Origin of the sequence: Streptomyces sp. NBC_00631 (assembly GCF_045206895.1) — a bacterium.
Classification (GTDB): domain Bacteria; phylum Actinomycetota; class Actinomycetes; order Streptomycetales; family Streptomycetaceae; genus Streptomyces.
This window is the reverse complement of the sequence record NZ_CP107734.1, coordinates 6365944-6389219: the sequence shown is the minus strand read 5'-3', so window position 1 is coordinate 6389219 and position 23276 is coordinate 6365944. Positions and strand designations below refer to the sequence as shown.

The window sequence follows — 23276 nt, the reverse complement described above, 5'->3', positions numbered from 1 at the left end:
CCGGTCCGTGATCGGGACCGGGCCGCTTCCTGCCGCCCGGTCCTGCTCAGGCGCCGGCGCCGCCGTCGACCGGGACGATCGCGCCGGTCACGTACGAGGCACGGTCGCTGAGCAGCCAGGCGGCCGCCTCGGCGATCTCCCGGGGCTCGCCCATCCGGCCCAGCGGGATCCTCGCGCTCATCCCCTCCTTGATGCCGGGAGTCGCCGCTTCCCATTCGTCGATCATTTCGGTGGCGGTGCCGCCGGGGGTGATGCCGTTCACCCGGATGCCGGCGGGGGCCAGGTCGACCGCGGCGGTCTCGGTGAGGCTGTTGAGCGCGCGCTTCATGGCCCCGTAGGCGGGCAGGCTGGGATTGGCACGGCGGCTGCCGATGCTGGAGGTGTTGACGATGGCCCCGCCGCCGCCCCTCCGCATGAGTGCGGCCTCGGCGTTCATGGCGGTCCAGTGAGCGCGGAAGTTCACGGTGAACTGCCTGTCGATGTCCTCGTCGCTGGTGGCGTCGAACGGGCCGGGCCGCTGGATCACCGCGCCGTTGTTGAAGGCGCCGTCCAGGCGGCCGTGCAGTTCCTCGACCCGGTCGACGGCGGCGCGGATGCTCGCGCTGTCGGCGAGGTCCAGAGTGACCGCGTCGGCGGTGCCGCCGTCGGCACGGATCTCCTTCACGATCCGCTCCAGGGCGCCGGTGCTGCGGGCGGCGAGCACGACGGCGGCGCCCTCGGCGGCGAAGAGCCGGGCCGCGGCCTCGCCGATGCCGCGGCTGGCGCCGGTGATGAACATGACCTTGCCGGTGAGCAGGCCGACAGGTGCAATGTCAGTGGTGTTCGTGTGGTTCGTCATGCCAGACAGCCTCCGGCCGCACGCGGACCGGATACAGGCACAGGCTGTACCAGGATCCGCCGCCGCGCCGCGCGCACACTGGCCGTATGGACAAACAGGAGCTCGGGGCGTTCCTCCGCAGCCGCCGCGAGCGGCTCCGCCCCCAGGACGTCGGCCTCCCCCGCGGCCCACGACGGCGCACCCCTGGTCTGCGCCGCGAGGAAGTGGCGGTCCTCGCGCACATCTCCACCGAGTACTACATCCGCCTGGAGCAGGGCAGGGCGCCCCGCCCCTCGGGCGACGTCCTGGCCGCGATCGCGGGAGCGCTGCGGCTCACCGACGCGGAGTCCGACCACCTCCACGTCCTGGCGGGCACCGCGCCGAACCGGACCGGAGTGCACCGGCGCGACGTCCGCCCCAGCATCCTCGCGCTCCTGGAGCGGCTGCCGCAGACCGCCGGCTTCGTGATGTCCGCCGCGTGCGAGGTCCTCGCCTGGAACGACCTCGCCGCCGCGCTCATGGAGGACTTCGCCCCGCTCACCCCCGCGGACCGCAATCTCGCCCGCCGGGCCTTCCCCGGACCACAGCACACCGACGGGACCCTCTACGGAGTCTCGGACGCCGCCGACTTCCGGCTGAGCGTCGTGACCCAGCTCCGCACCACCCTCGCCCGCTACCCCACCGATCCCGCGGTGACCGGCCTCGTCGAGGAACTCCGCGCCACCAGCCCCGACTTCGCCCGGCTCTGGGAACAACACGACGTACAGGCGGCGCCGATGCTCACCAAGACCTTCCACCACCCGGCCGTCGGCGAGGTCACCGTCGACTGCGACACCCTCGCCCTCACCGACTGCGACCAGCACCTCGTGCTCTACACCGCCCCGCCGGGATCCCCCGGCGCCGAGGCCCTGGCCCTGCTGAACGTCCTGGGAGCAGGAGCCAGCCACTACCTGCCCTAGCGCCCGCACCCGTCCCGACCGAGCGCTCGAACTCGGCCCACACCACCTTGCCGAGCGCCCGCTCCGCCCACCCCCGATTGCCGGCGAGCGCCGCGACCAGCAGCAGCCCGCAGGAGAGCATTCGTGGCCAGCTCGCTCACCGGTCCCGCCTTCACCGCCTCTGTGGGACAACCGCGTCCGGCGTTGTCAGTGCCGCCCCTTACAGTTCACTGCCATGGCGACTCTTCCCAACCCGCTGCCCAAGCTGGCGACCGACCCGAGTGGTCGGTCCCTGGGGCTTCAACTCCCGCCCGGGACGCTGCTCGACGACACGCTCGACGGCCCGTGGCACGAGCCGTTGCTGTGGTACGCCGGGCAGCCCGCCGGGCCCGGGACGTGGACCGCGCTGGGCGCGCCGGCCGCCCGCGCGGGGCTGCTGCCGGTGCTCATCGACGTGTCCGAGGTCGACGACTGGGACTTCGCTCCCGGTGAGACGTCGTACCCGGGGGATCACGAAGCCGACGAGGTGCTGGAGGACTTCTGGGAGGAGGACGCGCCGGACGGCGAGGAGTGGCCGGGGCTCGCCGCCGCCCCGGCGCTGATAGCCGACCCCGACGCGCGGGCGGCCGATGTCGCCGACGCGCTGAGCCAGGGGCGGCCCTGGCTCAAGGAGCCGCATCTGGCGCTGGTGTCCGCCCGGCGCAGCGCGGACATACCTGCGGCCATCGGCTGGAGCGGCCCGGTGAACTACGAGGAGGACGTGGCCCGGCTGTGCGCGGTGCTGCGCTCCTGGGAGGACCGCTTCGGCATCCGGGTGGTGGCCCTCGGCTTCGACCACCTCGCGCTCTCCGTCGCCGCCCCGCCCGCCGACCTCGACGAGGCGGAGGCGGTCGCCGCCGAGCACTTCGCGTTCTGCCCGTACACCGTACTGCCCGGCGCCGACGACACCCTCTCGTCGTACGCCGAGCAACTGGTCGGCGAACGGCTGTGGCACTTCTGGTGGGACTGAGACGAAGTCCACTGCGGTTCGGCAGCGCCCCGAAGGGGCGCGGGGAACTGCGCGACCAGCCACGACAGCGCCGCAGACGATCGACGGCACATCGCAGCGCTTCCAGCAGAGTGCTCAGCCGCCCAGCCCCTTCGCCAGCCTGCGCAGCCCCTCCCCGATCTCCTCCGGTGTCTGCGTCACGAAGCACAGGCGCAGGGTCGAGCGGTCCGGGTCGGCGGCGTAGAACGGCTCGCCGGGGACGTAGGCGACGTTGTGGTCCACCGCCCGGCGGAGCAGCGCGGTGGTGTCGTACGGCTCCGGGAGCCGGGCCCAGAGGAACATGCCGCCCTCGGGCCGGTCCCAGGCGGAGCCGGCCGGGAGGGCGTCGGCCAGTCCGGCGAGCATGGCGTCCCGGCGTTCGCCGTACACCGCGCGCACCTTGGCGACATGGGCGTCCAGGACATCCAGGTAGCGGGCCGCGGCAAGCTGGTTGAGGGTCGGGGTGTGCAGGTCGGCGGCTTGTTTGGCGACCGCGCAGGCGCGCCGCAGGGCGTCCGGGGCGCGGAGCCAGCCGAGGCGCAGGCCGGGGGCCATGACCTTGGAGAGGGAGCCGAGCAGGACCGTCCGGTCCTCGGCGCCGGGGAAGGAGGCGATCCAGGGGACGTGGTCGCCGTCGTAGCGCAGTTCGCCGTAGGGGTCGTCCTCGACGATCCACAGGCCGTGCCGGGCGGCGGCCGTGGCGAGGGCGGCGCGGCGGGCGGCGGGCATGGTGCGGCCGGTGGGGTTCTGGAAGGTCGGGACGAGGTAGAGGAGTTTGGGCCGCTCGGCGCGGATCAGCTCCTCCAGGGCGGCGGGGTCCACGCCGTCCGCGTCGCAGGGCACTGGCAGCACCCGCGCTCCGGCCAGCCCGAACACCTGAAGTGCGGCCAGGTAGCAGGGGCTTTCGACGAGGATCGTGTCCCCGGGGTCGATGAGCGCGCTCGCGAGAAGGGAGAGCGCCTGCTGGGAGCCGGTGGTGACGAGCAGGTCGGCGGGGTCGGTGGGCAGGCCCCGCCCGGAGACGCGCGCCGCCAGCCGCTGCCGCAGGGCCGGCTCGCCCTCGGTCGTCGAGTACTGCAACGCCCGCTCCGGCTCCTCCTCCAGCACCGCGCGGAAGGCGGCGGCGATGCCCTCCCGGTCGAAAAGTTCGGGGGCGGGCAGCCCGCCCGCGAAGTTGATGACCTCGGGGCGGGCGGTCACCGCGAGTATCTCCCGCACGGGCGATCCGCCGACGGCGCGGGCCCGGGCCGCGAGCGGGGGCAGCGGGGCGGCGGGGGCAGTGCTGAGGGTCATGGACGGCTCCTTGGGCTGATCCTCGTCTTGGCGGGAGCGTAGAGAAGTACGTGCCGCCTACACCGGTAATTCCGCGATCCGGACGGACGGTGCGGGGTCTGACGTCGACCGCCGCGGGGTCGCCGCAGCACCGACGCAGCACCGACGCAGCACCGACGCGGAGTCGCCGCAGCACCGACGCAGGGTCGGCGCGGCGTCGCCGCAGGGTCGCCAGCCCCTGCCGCCGGGCCCTGTCGCCAGGCCGGACCGTCCCGTGCCGTCGTCCCACGGGATGGGATCCGCACAGGTCACAGGGGTGGACCGGGACCAGGCGTCCCGGATCTCCTGACAGGTCTGGTGGGACGGGCGGGCCCGCCCGCAGGCTGAGGGCACCTCAAGACCGTCGCACCCCGCCCCCGCCCCCTTCCCCCACCGCCGCCGACCGCGCCGAGATCGTCAAGGGAGCCCTCGTATGTCCGTCACGCACCGCACCCCGGCCGCCGGCCGCCGCCGTCTCCTGGCGGCGGCCGCCCTGGCGCTGGTCGCCGCGACCGTGCTCAGCGGGTGCCGGGACGGCGAGGGCGTACGCGACGAGGGCCCCTCCGCCGCCCGTTCCCAGCCCGCCGCCGGACCGGCCGGTGGCACGGCTCAGGCCTTGACGCCGACGCCCGCGTAGACGTTGATGTCGGCGTCGGTGACGTCGTTGATGCCGGCGTACCGGACCTTCTCGATGTCGTCGAGGGACTCCAGGTAGGCGGCCTCCGGCTGCTCGGGGACCGGGGCCGCGTTGTCCGCGTGCCAGTGGTGGACGGGGACCACACCCGGGTCGGCCTGCTCCAGACCGTTCTCCGTGAAGAAGCGCTCGACCTCGGCCCGGGAACGCAGCACGAAGGTGAAGCCCCGCTCGGTGTAGGTCCGCTGGACCGCGCGGACGTTCTCCGGGTTGAGGTCCTCGGTGAGGTGGCTGAGCACCAGCCGGCTGCCCGACGGCAGGGCGTCGAGGAGCTCGCGCACGATCGGGTACGCCTGCTCGTCCTCCACGAAGTGCAGGATCGCGACCAGGCACAGGGCGACGGGCCGGTCGAAGTCCAGTGTCTTCGCGGCCTGTTCGAGGATCTCCGCCGGGTTCATGAAGTCGGCGTCGATGTAGTCGGTGCGGCCCTCGGGCCCGCTGGTGAGCAGGGCGCGGGCGTGGGCGAGGACGACCGGGTCGTTGTCGACGTAGACGACCCGCGAGTCGGGGCTGATCCGCTGGGCGATCTGGTGGACGTTCTGCGCGGTGGGCAGACCGCTGCCGATGTCGAGGAACTGGCGGATGCCGTCCCCGCCGACGAGTCTGGTCACCGCCCTGCGCAGGAAGTCGCGGTTGTGCCGGACATCGAGGTAGCCGCGAGGGTTGGCGGCGAGCGCGGCCGCCGCGGCGGCGCGGTCCACGGGGTAGTGGTCCTTGCCGCAGAGGAAGACGTCGTACACCCGGGCCGGGTGGGCCCTGGTGTTGTCGATCCTCCTGCGCGACTCGGCGGGGTCCTGGCTGAGGGCGTCACCGGACATCGGCGTCTCCTGGACGGTCGGCGGAGGAAGAGCGGCGGAAGTCGTCCTCAAACGATCAACCACCGCTGCTCAACAACCTAACGCCGAAGGCGACTTGATCGTGCGCCTCGGGTGTCGGCTCAGTCCAGCATCCGGGCGGCCTCCACCGCCCAGTAGGTGAGGATGTTCTGCGCGCCGGCCCGCCTGATGCCGGTGAGGGTCTCCAGGATCGCCCGGTCGCGGTCGATCCAGCCCTTCTCCGCGGCGGCCTCGATCATCGAGTACTCGCCGGAGATCTGGTAGGCGGCGACCGGGACGTCCACGGAGTCCGCGACCCGGGCGAGGATGTCGAGGTAGGGCCCGGCCGGCTTGACCATCACCATGTCGGCGCCCTCCTCCAGGTCGAGGGCCAGCTCCCGCAGCGACTCCCGCGCGTTGGCGGGGTCCTGCTGGTAGGTCTTGCGGTCGCCCTTCAGCGAGGACCCGACGGCCTCGCGGAAGGGGCCGTAGAAGGCGGAGGCGTACTTCGCGGTGTAGGCGAGGATCGCGACGTCCTCGCGCCCGATCTGGTCGAGCGCGTCGCGGACGACGCCGATCTGCCCGTCCATCATCCCGCTGGGTCCGACGACATGCGCTCCGGCGTCGGCCTGTACCTGGGCCATCTCGGCGTACCGCTCCAGGGTGGCGTCGTTGTCGACGCGCCCCTGGGCGTCGAGCACACCGCAGTGGCCGTGGTCGATCGTCTCGTCGAGGCACAGGTCGGACATCACGAGCAGGTCGTCCCCGACCTCGGCCCGTACATCGCGCAACGCGACCTGCAGGATCCCGTCGGGGTCGGTGCCGGGCGTGCCGAGGGCGTCCTTCTTGCTCTCCTCGGGCACCCCGAACAGCATGATTCCGGAGATGCCCGCCTCGACGGCCTCCGCGGCCGCCTTCTTCAGGCTGTCCCGGGTGTGCTGCACGACGCCGGGCATGGCGGCGATCGGCACGGGCTCGCTCACGCCCTCGCGGACGAACGCCGGGAGGATGAAGTCCGCGGGATGCAGCCGGGTCTCGGCGACCATGCGCCGCATGACGGGGGTGGTCCGCAGCCGCCGCGGCCGCGTTCCGGGGAAGGAGCCGTACTTCGTCATGCCCTCTACGCTACGCCCGCCACATGGGCGCGCTTACCGACTCGGCGTCGGCGCCGGCAGGTCAGACCTCCAGCTCGGACTCCAGCTTCTTCAGGCTGTGCCGGCCCTGGAGTTGGTCGCCCATGACACCGCGTGAGCAAAGGCACCCCGTGAGGGGCGTGGGGAACTGCGCGACAGGCCCCCACCGGCCCGCGGCGCCCACCCACGGCAAGGGGGCCCTGGGCGCAGCCCCGGACCCCCCTCTCGCCTCACCTCACGTAGTGGTACGCCTCCGTCGCGCCCCCGGCCGCCGCTCGCTCGGCCGCGTCACCGGATCCCCGGCCTCCAGCGCGCTCGCGCGCCTGCGCAGGCCGAACTCCGCCAGCGCCTCCGCCAGCTTCGCGGCCGACGGCTCCGGCGCCATCACGTCCACCCGCAGCCCGTGCTCCTCGGCCGTCTTGGCCGTGGCGGGCCCGATACAGGCGATCACCGTCACGTTGTGCGGCTTCCCGGCGATACCCACCAGGTTCCGCACGGTGGACGACGACGTGAAGAGCACCGCGTCGAAGCCGCCGCCCTTGATCGCCTCCCGGGTCTCGGCCGGCGGCGGCGACGCCCGCACCGTCCGGTAGGCGGTCACGTCGTCCACCTCCCACCCGAGCTCGATCAGCCCGGCGACCAGCGTCTCCGTGGCGATGTCGGCGCGCGGCAGGAACACCCGGTCGATCGGGTCGAAGACGGGGTCGTAGGGCGGCCAGTCCTCAAGGAGCCCGGCGGCCGACTGCTCACCCGACGGCACCAGATCCGGCTTCACGCCGAAGGCGACCAGCGCCCTGGCGGTCTGCTCCCCGACCGCCGCGACCTTGATGCCCGCGAAGGCGCGCGCGTCGAGCCCGTACTCCTCGAACTTCTCCCGGACCGCCTTCACCGCGTTGACCGACGTGAAGGCGATCCACTCGTACCGCCCGGTGACGAGCCCCTTCACGGCCCGCTCCATCTGCTGGGGCGTGCGCGGCGGCTCGACGGCGATCGTCGGCACCTCGTGCGGCACGGCCCCGTAGGAGCGCAGCTGGTCGGAGAGGGACGCCGCCTGCTCCTTCGTACGCGGCACGAGCACCTTCCAGCCGAACAGCGGCTTGGACTCGAACCACGACAGCTGGTCGCGCTGGGCGGCGGCGGACCGCTCACCGACCACGGCTATCACCGGCCGGCCGCCGTCCGGCGAGGGCAGCACCTTCGCCTGCTTCAGCGTCTGCGCGATGGTGCCGAGGGTGGCGGTCCAGGTCCGCTGCCGGGTCGTCGTACCGGCGACGGTGACCGTCAGCGGGGTGTCCGGTTTGCGGCCGGCGGCGACCAGCTCGCCGGCGGCCGCGGCCACCGAGTCGAGCGACGTCGACACGACGACCGTGCCGTCCGAGGCACCGACCTCGGTCCAGCACCGGTCCGAGGCGGTACGGGCGTCCACGAACCGGACGTCCGCGCCCTGCGCGTCCCGCAGCGGCACACCGGCATACGCCGGCACCCCGACCGCGGCCGCCACACCCGGCACGACCTCGAAGGGCACACCCGCGGCGACGCAGGCGAGCATTTCCTCGGTCGCGTACGTATCAAGTCCCGGGTCCCCGGACACCGCACGGACGACCCGCCTGCCACCCCGCGCGGCCTCCATGACAAGATGAGCCGCATCCCGCACGGGCGGGAGGGAAGCGGTTGTTGACGCGCCGTCAACAACCGTGAGTTGAGGCGTGCCTGTGCCCGGATACGGGTCCGACGAGGGATCCGGATTCGTGGTCACGACGGAGACGCCCTGCCTGGCGTGGGTTCTGATCACGTCGAGCACGTCGTGCTCGGCGACCAGGACGTCCGCGCTGGACAGTGCCTCCACGGCACGCAAGGTCAGCAGTCCCGGATCCCCGGGTCCGGCACCCAGGAAGGTGACGTGCCCGTGATCGAGGCCGGCGGGAAGGTTGGTGGGGCTCACTGTGCTCGCTCCCCCATCAGACCGGCCGCGCCCTGGGCAAGCATCTCGGTGGCGAGTTCGCGACCGAGCGCCGTCGCCTGGTCGTATGTCTCGGGCACGGGACCGGTGGTGGACAACTGCACCATCCGGGTGCCGTCGGTGGTGCCGACGACTGCCCGCAGGCGCATTTCCTTGACAATCTGCCCGTCGGCCAGCAGGTCGGCAAGCGCGCCCACAGGGGCGGAGCAGCCGGCCTCCAGGGCGGCGAGCAGTGAGCGCTCGGCGGTCACGGCGACCCGCGTGAACGGGTCGTCGAGTTCCCCGAGCAGGGCGATCAGCTCCGCGTGGTCCGCGGCGCACTCGATCGCCAGTGCCCCCTGGCCGGGGGCGGGCAGAACCGTGTCGACCGACAGGAAGTCGGTCACCTCGTCGATGCGGCCGATCCGGCTGAGGCCGGCCGCCGCCAGTATGACGGCGTCCAGCTCGCCGTCCCGGACGTACCCGATGCGGGTGTCGACGTTTCCGCGTATCGGCACCGTCTCGATGTCCAGGCCGTGGGTCCGCGCGTACGCGTTCAGCTGCGCCGTCCGGCGCGGCGAACCGGTGCCGATGCGGGCCCCGCGCGGCAGGTCGGTGAACTTCAGCGCGTCCCGGGCGACGATCACGTCCCGCGGGTCCTCGCGTACCGGTACGGCGGCCAGCACCAGCTCTTCGGGCTGGGTGGTCGGGAGGTCCTTGAGCGAGTGAACCGCGAAGTCGACCTCGCCGCGCAGCAGCGCGTCCCGCAGGGCGGTCACGAAGACGCCCGTGCCGCCGATCTGGGCGAGATGCTCGCGGGAGGTGTCGCCGTAGGTGGTGATCTCCACCAGCTCGACGGGCCGCCCGGTCACCCGGCTCACGGCTTCCGCCACCTGCCCGGACTGGGCCATGGCGAGTCTGGATCGCCTGGTCCCCAGTCGCAGTGGATTGTCACTCATGCCGGTCGGTCCTTCGTGTCTGTGCTGTCCACGGCCCGGGAGACGGCGGCCACCGTCTCGGGGTCGAGGTCGAACAGGGTCCGCAGCGCGTCCGCGTACCCGGCGCCGCCGGGCTCGGCCGCGAGCTGCTTGACCCGTACGGTCGGCGCGTGCAGCAGCTTGTCGACGACCCGGTGCACGGCCTGCCGGATCTCTCCGCGCTGCCGTTCGTCCAGGTCGGGCAGGCGCCCGTCGAGGCGGGCGATCTCGCCCGCGACGACGTCGGCGGCCATCGTCCGCAGGGCCACCACGGTGGGCGTGATGTGCGCCGCCCGCTGGGCCGCGCCGAAGGCGGCCACCTCGTCAGAAACGATCCGCCGCACCTGGTCCACGTCGGCCGCCATCGGGGCGTCCGCGGACGCCTCCGCCAGCGACTCGATGTCCACCAGCCGCACCCCGGGCAGCCGGTGCACGCCCGCGTCGATGTCACGGGGCATGGCGAGGTCGAGGAGGAAGAGCGCGGGGGCGGGCCGCCCGAACCCGGCGACCGGCTCCGGCCTGCGCCGCTCCGGGATCCGCCCGACCCGGGCGGCCGCCGCGGCGAGCGCCCCGATCAGCTCGGCCTCGGCCTCGGGGGTACGACGGCCGGCCTCCCGGCGATCCACGGTCCCGTTGTCCACCCAGGCCGCGTGCTGCTCCAGCTCGGCGGCGGCCATCCCGGCGACGGCGGCCTCCCCCATCACGGAGAAACCGCTCTGCGCGGCGGTGAGGTCGAGCGGGCAGTTCTCCTCGGTGCCGAAGCCGGCCGCGGAAGACGGCCTGGTCACCGGCGGTACGTCGATCTCGGCGACGGGCTCACCGGTCCGGCCCTCGACCGCCGCGGCGACCGCGTCGGCGGTGAGCACCAGCCCTGTCGCCCCGGTACAGGAGATGGCGACGTCTGCACGTGTCAGCTCGCCCGGCACCGCATCCATCGGTACCGCGCGGGCCACCACGTGCGTGTCATCGCCCTCGTTGAGGATCTGGGCGAGCCGCTCGGCGCGGTCGAACGTCCGGTTCGCCACGACGATCTCCGTGACCCCCGTCCGCGCGAGCGTGGCCGCGGCCAGCGAGGACATCGAACCGGCACCGATGACCAGCGCCTTCTTGCCCCGGGCCCAGGTCTGCACATCGCCACCGGCGGCCAGCTGTTCGAGCCCGAAGGTGACCAGGGACTGTCCGGCCCGGTCGATCCCGGTCTCGGAGTGCGCCCGCTTGCCGACCCGGAGCCCCTGCTGGAACAGGTCGTTCATCAGCCGCCCGGCGCTGTGCAGCTCCTGCGCGCGGGCCAGGGAGTCCTTGAGCTGCGCGAGGATCTGCCCCTCGCCGACGACCATCGAGTCGAGCCCGCAGGCCACCGAGAACAGGTGGTGGACCGCGCGGTCCTCGTAGTGCACGTAGAGATAAGGGGTGAGCTCGTCCAGCCCGACCCCGCTGTGCTGGGCGAGCAGCGTGGAAAGCTCGGCGACCCCGGCGTGGAACTTGTCGACGTCGGCGTAGAGCTCGATGCGGTTGCAGGTGGCGAGCACCGCCGCCTCGGTGGCCGGCTCGGCGGCGACCGTGTCCTGGACCAGCTTGACCTGGGCGTCCGCGGTCAGTGCGGCCCGCTCCAGGACGCTGACCGGGGCACTGCGGTGGCTCAGCCCGACGACGAGGAGACTCATGCCGGCATCACGGCGGGTACGTCCCCGTCGGGCCCCTGCTCACTGGCGTCCTGGTGCGGGGCGACGGGCGCGGCCGTGCCCTCGTGCTCCTCGCCGGCCTTGCGCTGCTCGTGGAAGGCGAGGATCTGCAGCTCGATGGAGAGGTCGACCTTGCGCACGTCGACGCCGTCCGGGACGGACAGCACGGTCGGCGCGAAGTTCAGGATGGAGGTGACCCCGGCGGCCACCAGCCGGTCGCAGACCTGCTGGGCGACGCCCGGCGGGGTGGTGATCACGCCGATGGAGACGCCGTTGCCGGAGATGATCTTCTCCAGGTCGTCGCTGTGCTGCACGACGATCCCGGCGACCTGCCGGCCGGCCATCGCCGGATCGGCGTCGATGAGCGCCGCGACCCGGAAGCCACGGGAGGCGAACCCGCCGTAGTTGGCGAGGGCTGCTCCCAGATTTCCGATACCGACGATCACAACCGGCCAGTCCTGGGTCAGGCCCAGCTCGCGGGAGATCTGGTAGACGAGATACTCGACGTCGTAGCCGACACCGCGCGTTCCGTACGAACCCAGGTACGAGAAGTCCTTGCGCAGCTTCGCGGAGTTGACCCCCGCGGCCGCGGCCAGCTCCTCGGAGGAGACCGTGGGGACCGAGCGCTCCGACAGTGCGGTCAGGGCACGGAGGTACAGCGGAAGCCGGGCGACGGTGGCCTCGGGGATCCCTCGGCTGCGGGTCGCCGGTCGATGAGTTCGGCCAGTTGCCACGGTGCTCCAACGGGTTGAGCGGGGCTGCGGACGGTCACACGTACCCAGACCGCCCCGTCGACAGCAGGCTATGTCTTTGTGAACGCGTGCACAAAGATGGTGTCCGATTTGCCCGGCCAACGTGACCGGGGTCACGCGCCCCCGGCGCAGCCGTGCGGAGCCGGCGCACAAGCGCCCGCGCTCCCTCTCCGATGGGGGCAAAACCGTACACGCTCCTTACGAATCCCGCCCCCGAGACCAAGCCGCCGTCGATCCTAAGCGACTTTCCAGCCGGTTTGGACTAGTCGGTCAGTGCCTTGCGGAGCCGTTCCTCGTTCACGCGCCAGAAGGTGTGCTGCGCACCGTCGACGAGTACCACCGGGATCTGCTCCCAGTACAGATCGTGCAGTTGTGAATCCTGGGTGATGTCCTTCTGCTCCCAGGACACTCCGAGGTCGCCGCACACCTTCTCGACCACGACCTGTGCGTCATCACACAGATGGCAGCCGGGTTTACGGATGAGGGTGACCGATCGCGCACTCGGCGCGGGCGCCTTCCGGCCAAAGAGGGGACTCATGACGCCCATTGTCCCGCCCCTGGCAGGGCATGTCCGCCGCCTTCTGCACGGGTTCTTCGCTTTGTTTAACGACCCGGTCGCGGAGAGTTCACACCCATCCAACTCACGTGACTCCGGAACCCCCGAACAGACTGGCTATGCTCACGACATGGCCGCTCTCGGATGGCTCACTCCCCGTAGGCGCTCCGCCACGGCGCGGAGCGTGTTGGCAGGCGAGGCCTCGGCGGAGGCAGCGCGCAAGAACCAGGAAGTGACGGCGCCGCTTGAGGACGCCGCGGAACCGGACTTCCCGGTGCTCGGCGACGACAAGGCCGCCGCGTTCTTCGACCTGGACAACACCGTCATGCAGGGCGCCGCCATCTTCCACTTCGGCCGGGGCCTGTACAAACGGAAGTTCTTCGAGACCCGCGACCTCGCCAGGTTCGCCTGGCAGCAGGCGTGGTTCCGGCTGGCCGGCGTCGAGGACCCCGAGCACATGCAGGACGCCCGCGACTCGGCCCTCTCCATCGTCAAGGGCCACCGCGTCGCGGAGCTCCAGACCATCGGCGAGGAGATCTACGACGAGTACATGGCCGAGCGCATCTGGCCCGGCACCCGCGCCCTCGCCCAGGCCCACCTGGACGCGGGCCAGAAGGTGTGGCTCGTCACGGCCGCCCCGGTGGAGATCGCCGGCGTGATCGCCCGCAGGCTCGGCCTGACGGGCGCGCTGGGCACGGTCGCCGAGTCGGTGGACGGCGTCTACACGGGCAAGCTGGTCGGCGAGCCCCTGCACGGCCCGGCCAAGGCGGAGGCGGTACGCGCCCTGGCCGCCGCGGAGGGCCTCGACCTCTCCCGCTGCGCCGCCTACAGCGACTCCCACAACGACATCCCGATGCTCTCCCTGGTCGGCCACCCCTACGCCATCAACCCGGACACGAAGCTGCGCAAGCACGCCCGCGAACTGGACTGGCGCCTGCGCGACTACCGCACGGGGCGCAAGGCGGCGAAGGTGGGCATCCCGGCGGCGGCGGGCGTGGGGGCGGTTGCCGGTGGCACTGCGGCCGCGATCGCGTTGAGCCGACGGCGCCGGTAGCCCTTCGGGCCTTGACCGACGGGGCGGCGCCGTATGGCTGCGGACCGGATTCCGGCTGCGGGTCCGATGCGGCTGACCGCGCAGTTCCCCGCGCCCCTGACGGGGCGCTCCTCAGCCGTTTCTCCTCAGCCGCGGGCAGCCGTGCCTCCCCCAGTGCCCTACACCACCCTCCGTGCGCCCCGAATTATCGCTCCGTCACCCCAACACGCCCCGCACTTCGCCGAAACCCGCACGTTTCCGTTCAACAACCGGTCAGGCTAAGGCTCTTGAGACGCCGCCAAACGGTTACAGAAGCGACGCAACCGATGATTTGAGCAACTCGGTGTAGCAGTGCCTGTACGAAGCGTTATTCTCCTCAGACGCAAACCGGTACCCCTCCGTCGCTACGACGGGTGAAAGGTTCCGTACTGCACGTGATGGAAGCTCTGCCTCTGGGAGTCCCGTGTACCCACACGTCGGGGTTGACGCCTCGGGCCTGGCTACGCTGCGCGCAACAGTCGCGACGGTCAAAGAGACGCTGCGCGGCCTTGTCCCGACCGCGTACGCCGTCCCCGCCTTCGCCACCGCCCCCGTCGGCCCGTGCTACGCACTGGCCGACGGCATGGAACAGGTGCCGGCGCGCGGCGCCGTCGCCGAGGGCCGCCGATCCGGCGACGGACGGGGCGTGGGCAGACGCGGCCGCGCCACCGGCGCCGCCACCACCGCCCGTCGCCCGGCCGCGGACAGCGACAGCGCCCGGATGATGGACCTCGTGGAGCGCGCCCAGGCCGGCGAGGCCGACGCCTTCGGCCGCCTCTACGACCAGTACAGCGACACCGTGTACCGCTACATCTACTACCGCGTCGGCGGCAGAGCGACCGCCGAGGACCTGACCAGCGAGACGTTCCTGCGCGCCCTCAGAAGGATCGGCACCTTCACCTGGCAGGGCCGGGACTTCGGGGCCTGGCTGGTCACCATCGCCCGCAACCTGGTCGCCGACCACTTCAAGTCGAGCCGCTTCCGCCTGGAGGTCACCACCGGCGAGATGCTCGACGCCAACGAGGTCGAGCGCTCTCCCGAGGACTCCGTCCTGGAGTCCCTCTCCAACGCGGCCCTGCTCGACGCCGTGCGACGCCTCAATCCCCAGCAGCAGGAGTGTGTGACACTCCGCTTCCTCCAGGGCCTCTCGGTCGCCGAGACCGCCCGCGTGATGGGAAAGAACGAGGGCGCCATCAAGACCCTCCAGTACCGGGCCGTGCGCACGCTCGCCCGGCTCCTCCCGGACGACGTCCGCTGAACCGGCCACCCTGGGCGACAGTCAACTCACGCTCTGTCAAAGCGTGTTGCCTTTCTCAGCCGATCACCGGCCGTCCGTAACCCAAGTGCCGAGCCGCTCGTTGTGCGGGATACAGGCTCCCTGTGGTCACGTCCGACCAGACCCCGATCACACGATCGTGTGGTTTGGTCGACGGCGTGCAACCCTCAGGACCCCCTGGGGAGTCGACCGTCATGACGAGAGGAGGTGCCGCCAGTGATCGCGAACGTATCGGCCCACCGGCGGGCGGACGCCTTCGCCCAGGCCCTGGAGGAGCAGCCCGACCGGGAACCGGCGGCCGAGCGGTCCGGAGAACCGGCGGGCGATCCACCGGCCGCCCCGGACCGTGCCGAACGGACCGGGCAGGGCACGCTGTTGGCCCTGGCGACAGGGCTGGCCGCACTGCCCAAGCCCGAGCTCGACCCTGAGGTCAAGGTCGTCCAGCGGGCCCAGCTGGTGGCCGCGATGGAGGCCATGCTGGCGGAGGGCACCCTGGGCGGGGCGGCGGAGGCTTCGGTACCCGAGCAACGCGCATCCCGTGCCAAGGGTGCGCATCGGGCGAGCCCACTGGGCAAGTTGCGACCGCGTTCCCGGCTCACCAAGGGGCTCGCCGCGGGCGGCCTGAGCGTCGGCGTGGCCGCCGGAGCCTTCGGCGGGGTCGCAGCCGCCAGCTCCGACGCCCTGCCAGGCGACTCGCTGTACGGCCTCAAACGCGGCATCGAGGACTTCAAGCTCAACTACCTGACCGACGGCGACGACCAGCGCGGTCAGACCTACCTCGACCAGGCCTCGACCCGGCTGATGGAGGCCCGCCGGCTGATGGAGCGGGGCCGCGGCGGCCACCTCGACCACGAGTCGATCGGTGAGATCCGGCGCACCCTGTCCGGGATGCAACAGGACGTCACCGAGGGCCATCGCCTGCTCCACGAGGCGTACGAGCGCGACCCGAACTCACTGGGCCCCATCCAGGCCCTGTCCGCCTTCGCCCAGTCCCACCGCCAGGCCTGGGGCGCCCTGCGCGAGAAGCTCCCGGTCCAGCTCGGGGACGTCAGCCAGCAGGTGTCGTCGGTCTTCGACGCCATAGACCAGGAGGTCGGCCCGCTGCAGTCCCTGCTCCCCCAGCCGTCCCAGAACACCGGCGGCGGCACCGGCAGACAGGGCTCCAGCACGGCATCCACCGGCTCCTCCGGCAGCCACCGCGCGACGGCCCCGTCGTCGTCCTCCGGCAGCTCCTCCTCGGGCCACGAGTCCGGCACCGGCAGCCCCAGCGGCTCCGCCTCCGGCAGCGCGGACAACGGCCTGATCGGCGGCACCGCGGGCGGCCTGCTGGATCCGCCGAAGACGGGAGGCTCGGGCACCAGCGAGTCCCCGTCGAAGAGCCCCTCCAGCGAACCGGACGTCACCCTGCCCCCGCTCCTGCCAGGCCTGCTACCGGGCCTGGGCATCGACAGCGAGGACAGCAGCAACTAGCCAGCGCAACCAAGGGCGCCCTTCATCCGAGGGGCGCCCTCAGCGCCCCTGAAGGGGCGCGGGGCTCTGTCGATGTGCGGCTCCGCCGCGTGGGCGCGACCAGCCCCCCACCGGCCCGCACGCGACACTCAACGCATCGCGACTCAGAAAAACACCGACCTCCGCTGCACAAGCAACTTGTACAGCGTGTGCTGAATCTGCTCCCGCACCTGATCCGTCAGGTTGAACATCAGCATCGGATCCTCGGCCGCCTCCGGCGGATAGCCATCCGTCAGGATCGGCTCCCCGAACTGGATCGTCCACTTCGTCGGCAACGGCACCGCTCCCAGCGGCCCCAGCCACGGAAACGTCGGCGTCAGCGGAAAATACGGAATCCCCAGCACCCGGGCCAGCGTCTTCGCGTTGCCGATCATCGGGTAGATCTCCTCGGCCCCCACGATCGAGCACGGAATGATCGGCACCCCCTGCCGCAGCGCCGTGGACACGAACCCGCCCCGCCCGAACCGCTGGAGCTTGTACCGCTCGCTGAAGGGCTTCCCGATGCCCTTGAACCCCTCCGGCATCACCCCCACCAGCTCCCCCTGCCCCAGCAGCCGCTCGGCGTCCTCCGCGCACGCGAGCGTGTGCCCGAGCTTCCGCGCCAGCTCGTTCACCACCGGCAGCACGAACACCAGGTCCGCCGCGAGCAGCCTGAGGTGACGATTCGCCGGATGCCGGTCGTGCACGGCGACCTGCATCATCAGCCCGTCCAGCGGCAGCGTCCCGGAGTGGTTGGCGACGATCAGCGCACCACCCTCGGCCGGGATGTTCTCCATGCCCTTCACATCGACGCGGAAGTACTTCTCGTACACCGGCCGCAGCAGTGACATCAGGACCTGGTCGGTCAGCTCCTCGTCGTACCCGAAGTCGTCGACCTCGTACTCTCCGGTCAGCCGCCGCCGCAGAAACGCGAGTCCGCGCGCCACACGCTGCTCCAGGCCGGCCTCGTCGTGCGGCGGCTGCTTCACGCCCGTCTCAGGGTTCTCCCGGGTCACATGCACATCTTCCTGCGCGGGGATCCGCCCGGCGAGAGGCTGGACCTCACGCACCACGGCGGATTCACGTACCGCCGCCGCGGGCTCGCGCACCGCCGCCTGCTCGCCGCCGCCCTTGCGCCGGCTCCCCGCGGCCCGGCGCCGGGCCGGCCGCTGCACGGCAGCCCCGCGGGAGCGGTCGTCGTCGAACGGAATGACCTTGGCGTCCGCCATCGTTGCTGCGCTCCTCAGTTGGCGCTCTGGGTCGGGTTCTGCGTCGGGGTCCTCGTCGACGTGTGCCCGCCGCTCAGGGCCGGCAACGCGGCGATCCGGTCGACGGCCGCGGCCACGGCCTGGGGCGGCAGCAGCCCCGGGACCTGGGCGCGCACGAAGTCCGCGAAGGTCTCCGCCGTCGTGTACTTCGGCCGGAATCCCAGCGTCTCGCGCATCTGGACGGTGTCCACCACCCGGCCGTGCGTCAGCAGCCGGATCTGCTCGGGCGAGAAGTCGCTCATGCCGAGCGTCCGCATCAGGGACCCGGCCCAGGTGACCGCCGGCAGCAGCAACGGCACGATGGGCCGCCCCAGCCTTCGCGAACACTGCGAGAGCAGCAACAACCCGTCGCCCGCGATGTTGAACGTGCCGCTGTTCAGCGTCCCCCGTTCCGGCTCGCGCGAGGCGATCCGCAGGACCTCGATGACATCGTCCTCGTGCACGAACTGGAGCCGCGGGTCGTACCCGAAGACGGTGGGCAGCACAGGCAGCGCGAAATAGGAGGCGAGCGGAGTGTCCGCGGTCGGCCCGAGGATATTGGCGAACCGCAGCACGCACACCGCCACGTCGGGCCGCCTCCTGGCGAACCCGCGCACATACCCCTCCACCTCCACCGTGTCTTTCGCGAACCCGCCACTGGGCAGGGACTTCGGCGGGGTGGTCTCGGTGAAGACGGCCGGGTCCTTCGGCGCGGAGCCGTACACGTTCGTACTGGACTTGATCACCAGCCGCTTGACGTTCGGCGACTTCTGGCAGGCACCGAGCAGCTGCATCGTCCCGATGACATTGGTCTCTTTGACGGTGGTCCGGCTCCCGCTCCCCAGCGGTGTGCCGGTCACGTCCATGTGGACGACGGTGTCGGCGCCGCTCTCGGCGAGGACCCGGGCGATGGACGGCTGCCGGATGTCGGTCTGGATGAAGTCCGCCCCGCCCAGATGATGCTCGGGCGGCACCGCGTCCACGGCGACCACCCGCTCCACTTCGGGATCACGCTGGATCCGCCGTACGAAACGGCCTCCGAGTTGACGGGCGACTCCGGTCACGAGCACGACCTTCCCCAAGATCAGCGCCTTTCTTCCGTGTTCCCGTATGCGGGCCAACTTAGCGGGTCGATGTTGCGCCGGCATGACCCCCGGCGGGCCACGGCAAGCCGCAACGGCCGGAAAACGCAGTGGCCCCCCACCGTACTGGTGGGGGGCCACACACAAGCTCTCGCGGCTCGGCGCCGTAATTACTTCTTGTTACGGCGCTGAACGCGCGTGCGCTTGAGCAGCTTGCGGTGCTTCTTCTTGGCCATCCGCTTGCGCCGCTTCTTGATAACAGAGCCCACGACTACCCTCGCTCACTTCTCATCACTCGGTGCTGGGCATCATGGGCCCATACGACCTACGAGGGGCTAGCCTACCCGCCCGAGCGCCGAGCTCGTAATCGAGGTGCTCCGGCTATCCCGAAACCGTCGTCAGGCGGTCTCCACCCCCACATAGCTCTCGCGAAGGTACTCGTGTACCGCTTGCTCGGGGACGCGGAAGGACCGCCCCACCCGAATCGCGGGCAGATGACCGCTGTGCACCAGCCGGTACACGGTCATCTTCGACACTCGCATCACCGCGGCGACCTCCGCCACGGTCAGGAACACGACCTCGTTCAGAGGCCTCTCGCCAGCTGCCATGACACACCTGAACCTTCCGCACTCGACGGGCCACCGGCTTCCCCTTCCGGTGACTCTTCGTCGTTGCGTGCTCACTCCCCAATGTAGGGGCGGGTGATGCGAGTGGGGAAGAGGTGCACCCATCGGCGGCCTACTGTGACAGACACGCTCGATTGAGTACGTAGCGGGTGAGCGGCGTGTAGTAACCAGACCGCACGCCGTCATCAACCGGAACGGCGACGGCCACCACCCCCTCGGCCTCCCCCACGAAGAGCGCAGGGTCATCCGTATCCGCCAGCCCGATGGCCTCAAACCCCAGCTGACCTGCACCGCAGACCCACCCATGGTCTCCGACCACCAGCTCGGGCAAGGGCCCTCCACCCTCCGCCGCCGCAGCCAGCGCCACCCGAACCGGCAGCGGCGAATGCGTATGCGCACCCGGCGCACAACCGGGGCGTTCACGGCCCACTTCTCGCACGTAGCCGACTCCTCGTACGTAATCGAGACTGCACGTACGTAGGCCGAACCGGGTCGTTATGTCGACACAGCGACCCTGCGCGGGGGTGAGAATCTCACATCCCACCGCCGACAGGGCGTCCGCGAGACCGGCGTAGAACCCGATCAGCCGGTGCGGATGCCCGGTACCGAACAACACGGGAGCCCGCCGCCGGGCCACGGCCCCCACCCGCTCGGCAAACGCGTCCAGCCGGGCGACCGTCAAGTCAGGATCGATCACATCATGCCCTGAAACACACCGAGGATCGTCCGAAACCCCGCACTTGGCAGCCATCAACCGAACCAACTCCTGCTCGCTCCACCCCCCTTGCGGATCAATCCCGATCAACACCCGAGGATCCCGAGCAGCGAACAGCCGATAACTCCGAAGACTCCGCTCCCGCGACGTCCCCACCACCCCCGCCAGCCCGGCCCCCACCAAATAACCCCGAAGCCCACCACCACTACTGCCCACCCCAAAAATTCTGCCGCCCCCCACCCCACCATCCCCCCCGAACCCCCAAACACCCCACAATCGGCCTAACCCCCAGCCCACCCCCGCAGCGCCCGAGGCCAAAGCCCGGCCCACACCACCCCCTAGCCCTCCCAGCGCCCAAAGCCGAAGACCAACCCGCACCCCCACCCGCCCATCCGGCTCCTGAAGCCGAAGACCGGTGCACACCCCACCCTCCAGCCCGCCCAGCGCCCGAAGACGAAGGCCGACCCGCACCCCCCACCCTCCCGCCCATCCAGCGCATGAAGACGAAGGCCGGCCCGCACCCCCCACCCTCCCGCCCATCCAGCGCATGAAGACGAAGGCCGGCCCGCACCCCCACTCTCCAGCCCGTCCGGCGTTTGAGGACGAGGCCGGCCCCGCACCCCCACTCTCCAGCCCGTCCGGCGTTTGAGGACGAGGCCGTTCAGGCCGGTGCGGGGGTCCGGGGGCGGCAGCCCCCGATGCGGGCGGTCGAAGGGGGGGCACCCCCTGGAGGATGGGACGGGTAGGGGCGGCGGGGGCGAGAAAACCCCTACGCCAGCAACCCCCGCAGCGGAAACACCGCCCGCCGCGTAGCCAGCACGGCCTGATCCAAGCGATCAGCGGGGTCGTACCCCGCCTCCCACCTGGCCCACCCCACCGGCCACCGCCCATCCGTCATCCGCCCAGGCCCCAACTGCCGAGTCCGGGCAAACACTTCCTGCCGCCACCCCTCCGGCACCAACGCCTCAGGCGCAACCTCCCGCCCCGCCGCAACCCCCACCAGATGCGTCCACGACCGAGGCACGACATCCACCACCTCGTAGCCACCCCCACCCAACGCGACCCACTTCCCCCCGGCGTACTCGTGCGCCAGCTCATGACACGCGACCTGCACCGCCCGCTGCGCATCCAGCGAAACGGCCAGATGAGCCAGCGGATCCTCGAAATGCGTATCGGCGCCGTGCTGCGTCACCAGCACCTGCGGCCGAAAGTCGGCGATCAGCTCCGGCACGACGGCGTGAAACGCCCGCAGCCACCCCGCGTCCCCGGTCCCCGCCGGCAACGCCACATTCACCGCGGCCCCCTCCCCCGCCCCGGCGCCGACCTCCTCCGGCCACCCGGTCTGCGGGAACAACGTACGAGGATGCTCGTGCAGCGAGATCGTCAGAACCCGCGGATCCTCCCAGAACGCGGCCTGCACCCCGTCCCCGTGATGCACGTCCACATCCACATAGGCGACCCGCTCGGCACCCAGCTCCAGCAGCCGCGCAATGGCCAGCGAGGCATCGTTGTAGATGCAGAACCCCGACGCGGCCCCCGGCATCGCATGGTGCAACCCACCCGCGAAGTTCACGGCGTGATCGACGTCCCCCCGCCACACCGCCTCCGCCGCCCCCACCGACTGCCCGGCGATCAGCGCGGACACCTCGTGCATCCCGGCGAAGGCGGGATCGTCCATCGTCCCCAGCCCGTACGACTGGTCGGCCGCCCCCGGATCCGCCGAGGCCGCCTTCACGGCCTCGATGTAGTCCTCCCGGTGCACCAGCCGCAGCGTCGACTCCCCGGCGGGCTTGGCCGCGACGACATCCACCACCCGGTCCAGCCCGAAGGCGTCGACCAGACTCCGGGTCAACGCCAGCCGGACCGGATCCATCGGATGGCCCGGACCGAAGTCATAGCCCGTTACTGCCTCGTCCCACATCAGCTGTGCGCGGCCGCTCATGCCCGCCACCGTATCGGTCCGACCTGGTCGCGAACGAACGGGCATACACCAACGTCACCAGCACCAACACCATCGGCACCAGCATCGCCCCGCGATAACTCCACGCGTCACCCAGCGCCCCGACCAACGGCGAACCGATCAGAAACCCGACGTAGTTGAAGATGTTCAGCCGGGCGATGGCCGCGTCCGAAGCCCCGGGGAACAGCCTCCCCGCCGCCGCGAAGGTCTGCGGCACCAGTACACACAGCCCCAGCCCCAGCAGCGTGAACCCGGCCATACCGATCCAGGCCCCCGGCGCCGCCGCCACCACCGCGAACCCGGCGGCGGCCACCACTGCTCCCAGCCGTACGACCGGCACGGCACCGAACCGCCGTACCCCGAAGTCCCCGATGGCCCGCCCGACCAGCGTGGTCACCATGTAGACGTTGTACGGCACGGTGGCGAGCTGCTCGCTGCTGCCCAGCACGTCCTTCAGGTACTTCGCACTCCAGTTGGAGACGGTGGAGTCCCCGATGTAGGCGAAGGTCATCACCAGACACAGCGGCAGCAGCATCTTGAAGACGACGCCACCGGCGCCCCCGCCCCCACTGGACGCCCCGTCCGCCCCGTCCTCCACCGGCGCGGGATCACCGTCCACGTACCACCGGCTCCCCACCAGCGCCGCAGGCAGCAGCACCGCGACCACCGGCAGGTACGACACCCACAGCGCGAGATGCCAGTGCGCCCCCACCCAGGCCAGCGACGCCCCGAGGATCCCGCCCAGGCTGTACGCGGCATGGAAGCTGAGCATGATGCTGCGCCCGTACGTCCGCTGCAGGCTCACCCCGAGCATGTTCATCGAGGCGTCCAGCGCACCCACGGCCAGCCCGAACGCGGCCAGCGCCACCGCCAGCTCGGCCATCACCCCGCCGGACCCGACCCCGAGCAGCGCCAGCATCACCACCGGCTGGGTCCAGCGCAGCAGCCGACTGGGCCGTATCCGCTTCACCAGCTGCTCGGTGGTGACACTGCCGACGCCGGCCAGGATGGGCACGGCGGCCAGAAAGGCCGGCAGCAGCGCGTCGGAGACGCCGTACCGGTCCTGGATGGCGGGGATGCGCGTCACCAGCAGCGCGAAGGTGGCACCCTGAGTGAAGAAGCTGAACGCCAGCGAGGCCCTACCGCGCCGCAGCACATCTGTCATGGCG

General features: G+C 71.4%; 22 protein-coding genes. 6 read left to right on the top strand and 16 right to left on the bottom strand.

Translation table 11 applies throughout. From position 1 onward, the window contains the following. Positions 1 to 46: 46 nt before the first annotated feature. Positions 47 to 838, bottom strand: a complete 792-nt coding sequence (locus tag OHB00_RS29305) for an SDR family NAD(P)-dependent oxidoreductase (protein WP_406439058.1) — start codon at positions 836 to 838, stop codon at positions 47 to 49. 86 nt (positions 839 to 924) lie between these two features. On the opposite strand from OHB00_RS29305, the gene OHB00_RS29300 reads away from it, so the two are divergent. Together OHB00_RS29300 and OHB00_RS29295 are read left to right on the top strand one after the other, a co-directional pair. After that, the gene (locus OHB00_RS29300) at positions 925 to 1776 is read left to right on the top strand and encodes a helix-turn-helix transcriptional regulator (RefSeq protein WP_406439056.1); all 852 of its coding nucleotides are present in this window, start codon (positions 925 to 927) and stop codon (positions 1774 to 1776) included. A gap of 214 nt (positions 1777 to 1990) precedes the next feature. Further along, positions 1991 to 2764, top strand: coding sequence for a DUF4253 domain-containing protein (locus tag OHB00_RS29295; RefSeq protein WP_406439054.1), 774 nt, complete (start codon positions 1991 to 1993; stop codon positions 2762 to 2764). Positions 2765 to 2878: 114 nt separating this feature from the next. On the opposite strand, the gene OHB00_RS29290 is transcribed toward OHB00_RS29295, so the two are convergent. Beyond that, positions 2879 to 4075: a PLP-dependent aminotransferase family protein gene (locus tag OHB00_RS29290; RefSeq protein WP_406439052.1), complete on the bottom strand. Its 1197-nt coding sequence runs from the start codon at positions 4073 to 4075 to the stop codon at positions 2879 to 2881. A 451-nt stretch (positions 4076 to 4526) separates the two neighbouring features. Here OHB00_RS29290 and OHB00_RS29285 point away from each other — a divergent pair, with 451 nt between their 5' ends. Continuing rightward, positions 4527 to 4730 carry a hypothetical protein gene (locus tag OHB00_RS29285; RefSeq protein ID WP_406439050.1) on the top strand — a complete coding sequence of 68 codons (204 nt, stop codon included), beginning with the start codon at positions 4527 to 4529 and terminating at the stop codon, positions 4728 to 4730. Here the strand turns inward: OHB00_RS29285 and OHB00_RS29280 are convergent. The 7 genes from OHB00_RS29280 to OHB00_RS29250 form a co-directional block, all read right to left on the bottom strand. Next, entirely contained in the window at positions 4703 to 5605 is a 903-nt protein-coding gene (locus OHB00_RS29280; RefSeq protein ID WP_406439048.1) for an SAM-dependent methyltransferase, read from the bottom strand. The two genes, OHB00_RS29285 and OHB00_RS29280, sit on opposite strands and share 28 nt — an antisense overlap. Before the next feature lie 119 nt (positions 5606 to 5724). Then, entirely contained in the window at positions 5725 to 6717 is a 993-nt protein-coding gene (gene hemB, locus OHB00_RS29275; protein WP_406439046.1) for a porphobilinogen synthase, read from the bottom strand. A gap of 253 nt (positions 6718 to 6970) precedes the next feature. Next, positions 6971 to 8677 carry a uroporphyrinogen-III synthase gene (locus tag OHB00_RS29270; RefSeq protein WP_406439045.1) on the bottom strand — a complete coding sequence of 569 codons (1707 nt, stop codon included), beginning with the start codon at positions 8675 to 8677 and terminating at the stop codon, positions 6971 to 6973. Next, positions 8674 to 9633, bottom strand: coding sequence for a hydroxymethylbilane synthase (hemC, locus tag OHB00_RS29265; protein WP_406439043.1), 960 nt, complete (start codon positions 9631 to 9633; stop codon positions 8674 to 8676). Before hemC ends, OHB00_RS29270 begins: the two co-directional genes overlap by 4 nt. Next, positions 9630 to 11315, bottom strand: coding sequence for a glutamyl-tRNA reductase (locus tag OHB00_RS29260; protein WP_406439041.1), 1686 nt, complete (start codon positions 11313 to 11315; stop codon positions 9630 to 9632). The genes hemC and OHB00_RS29260 overlap by 4 nt, the downstream gene beginning before the upstream one ends. Next, positions 11312 to 12067 (bottom strand): redox-sensing transcriptional repressor Rex, encoded by a 756-nt coding sequence (locus OHB00_RS29255; RefSeq protein ID WP_406439039.1) that lies wholly within the window; start codon positions 12065 to 12067, stop codon positions 11312 to 11314. Before OHB00_RS29255 ends, OHB00_RS29260 begins: the two co-directional genes overlap by 4 nt. A gap of 280 nt (positions 12068 to 12347) precedes the next feature. Further along, a complete protein-coding gene (locus OHB00_RS29250) occupies positions 12348 to 12623 on the bottom strand; it encodes a glutaredoxin family protein (protein WP_406439037.1) in 276 nt (91 codons plus the stop codon). A 148-nt stretch (positions 12624 to 12771) separates the two neighbouring features. On the opposite strand from OHB00_RS29250, the gene OHB00_RS29245 reads away from it, so the two are divergent. The 3 genes from OHB00_RS29245 (at position 12772) to OHB00_RS29235 (ending at position 16459) form a co-directional block, all read left to right on the top strand. After that, the gene (locus OHB00_RS29245; protein ID WP_406439035.1) at positions 12772 to 13695 is read left to right on the top strand and encodes an HAD family hydrolase; all 924 of its coding nucleotides are present in this window, start codon (positions 12772 to 12774) and stop codon (positions 13693 to 13695) included. A 442-nt stretch (positions 13696 to 14137) separates the two neighbouring features. Further along, positions 14138 to 14971 (top strand): ECF subfamily RNA polymerase sigma factor, BldN family, encoded by an 834-nt coding sequence (locus OHB00_RS29240; RefSeq protein WP_406439033.1) that lies wholly within the window; start codon positions 14138 to 14140, stop codon positions 14969 to 14971. Positions 14972 to 15205: 234 nt separating this feature from the next. After that, complete coding sequence (locus OHB00_RS29235) at positions 15206 to 16459, top strand: DUF5667 domain-containing protein (protein ID WP_406439031.1); 1254 nt, start codon at positions 15206 to 15208, stop codon at positions 16457 to 16459. Positions 16460 to 16602: 143 nt separating this feature from the next. On the opposite strand, the gene OHB00_RS29230 is transcribed toward OHB00_RS29235, so the two are convergent. The 7 genes from OHB00_RS29230 to OHB00_RS29200 form a co-directional block, all read right to left on the bottom strand. After that, positions 16603 to 17706, bottom strand: coding sequence for a lysophospholipid acyltransferase family protein (locus OHB00_RS29230; protein ID WP_406439029.1), 1104 nt, complete (start codon positions 17704 to 17706; stop codon positions 16603 to 16605). Positions 17707 to 17720: 14 nt separating this feature from the next. After that, complete coding sequence (locus tag OHB00_RS29225) at positions 17721 to 18806, bottom strand: NAD-dependent epimerase/dehydratase family protein (protein ID WP_406439027.1); 1086 nt, start codon at positions 18804 to 18806, stop codon at positions 17721 to 17723. Between the two features lie 170 nt (positions 18807 to 18976). Beyond that, a complete protein-coding gene (locus tag OHB00_RS29220) occupies positions 18977 to 19075 on the bottom strand; it encodes a 30S ribosomal protein bS22 (RefSeq protein ID WP_003948845.1) in 99 nt (32 codons plus the stop codon). A gap of 129 nt (positions 19076 to 19204) precedes the next feature. After that, on the bottom strand, positions 19205 to 19414 hold the full coding sequence (locus OHB00_RS29215; RefSeq protein WP_067299677.1) for a helix-turn-helix domain-containing protein: 210 nt from the start codon (positions 19412 to 19414) through the stop codon (positions 19205 to 19207). Positions 19415 to 19544: 130 nt separating this feature from the next. Beyond that, positions 19545 to 20372 (bottom strand): phosphatase, encoded by an 828-nt coding sequence (locus tag OHB00_RS29210; RefSeq protein ID WP_406446029.1) that lies wholly within the window; start codon positions 20370 to 20372, stop codon positions 19545 to 19547. Between the two features lie 544 nt (positions 20373 to 20916). After that, on the bottom strand, positions 20917 to 22089 hold the full coding sequence (locus OHB00_RS29205; RefSeq protein ID WP_406439025.1) for an acetoin utilization protein AcuC: 1173 nt from the start codon (positions 22087 to 22089) through the stop codon (positions 20917 to 20919). Beyond that, positions 22040 to 23272 carry an MFS transporter gene (locus OHB00_RS29200; protein ID WP_406439023.1) on the bottom strand — a complete coding sequence of 411 codons (1233 nt, stop codon included), beginning with the start codon at positions 23270 to 23272 and terminating at the stop codon, positions 22040 to 22042. Before OHB00_RS29200 ends, OHB00_RS29205 begins: the two co-directional genes overlap by 50 nt. Positions 23273 to 23276 lie beyond the last annotated feature (4 nt).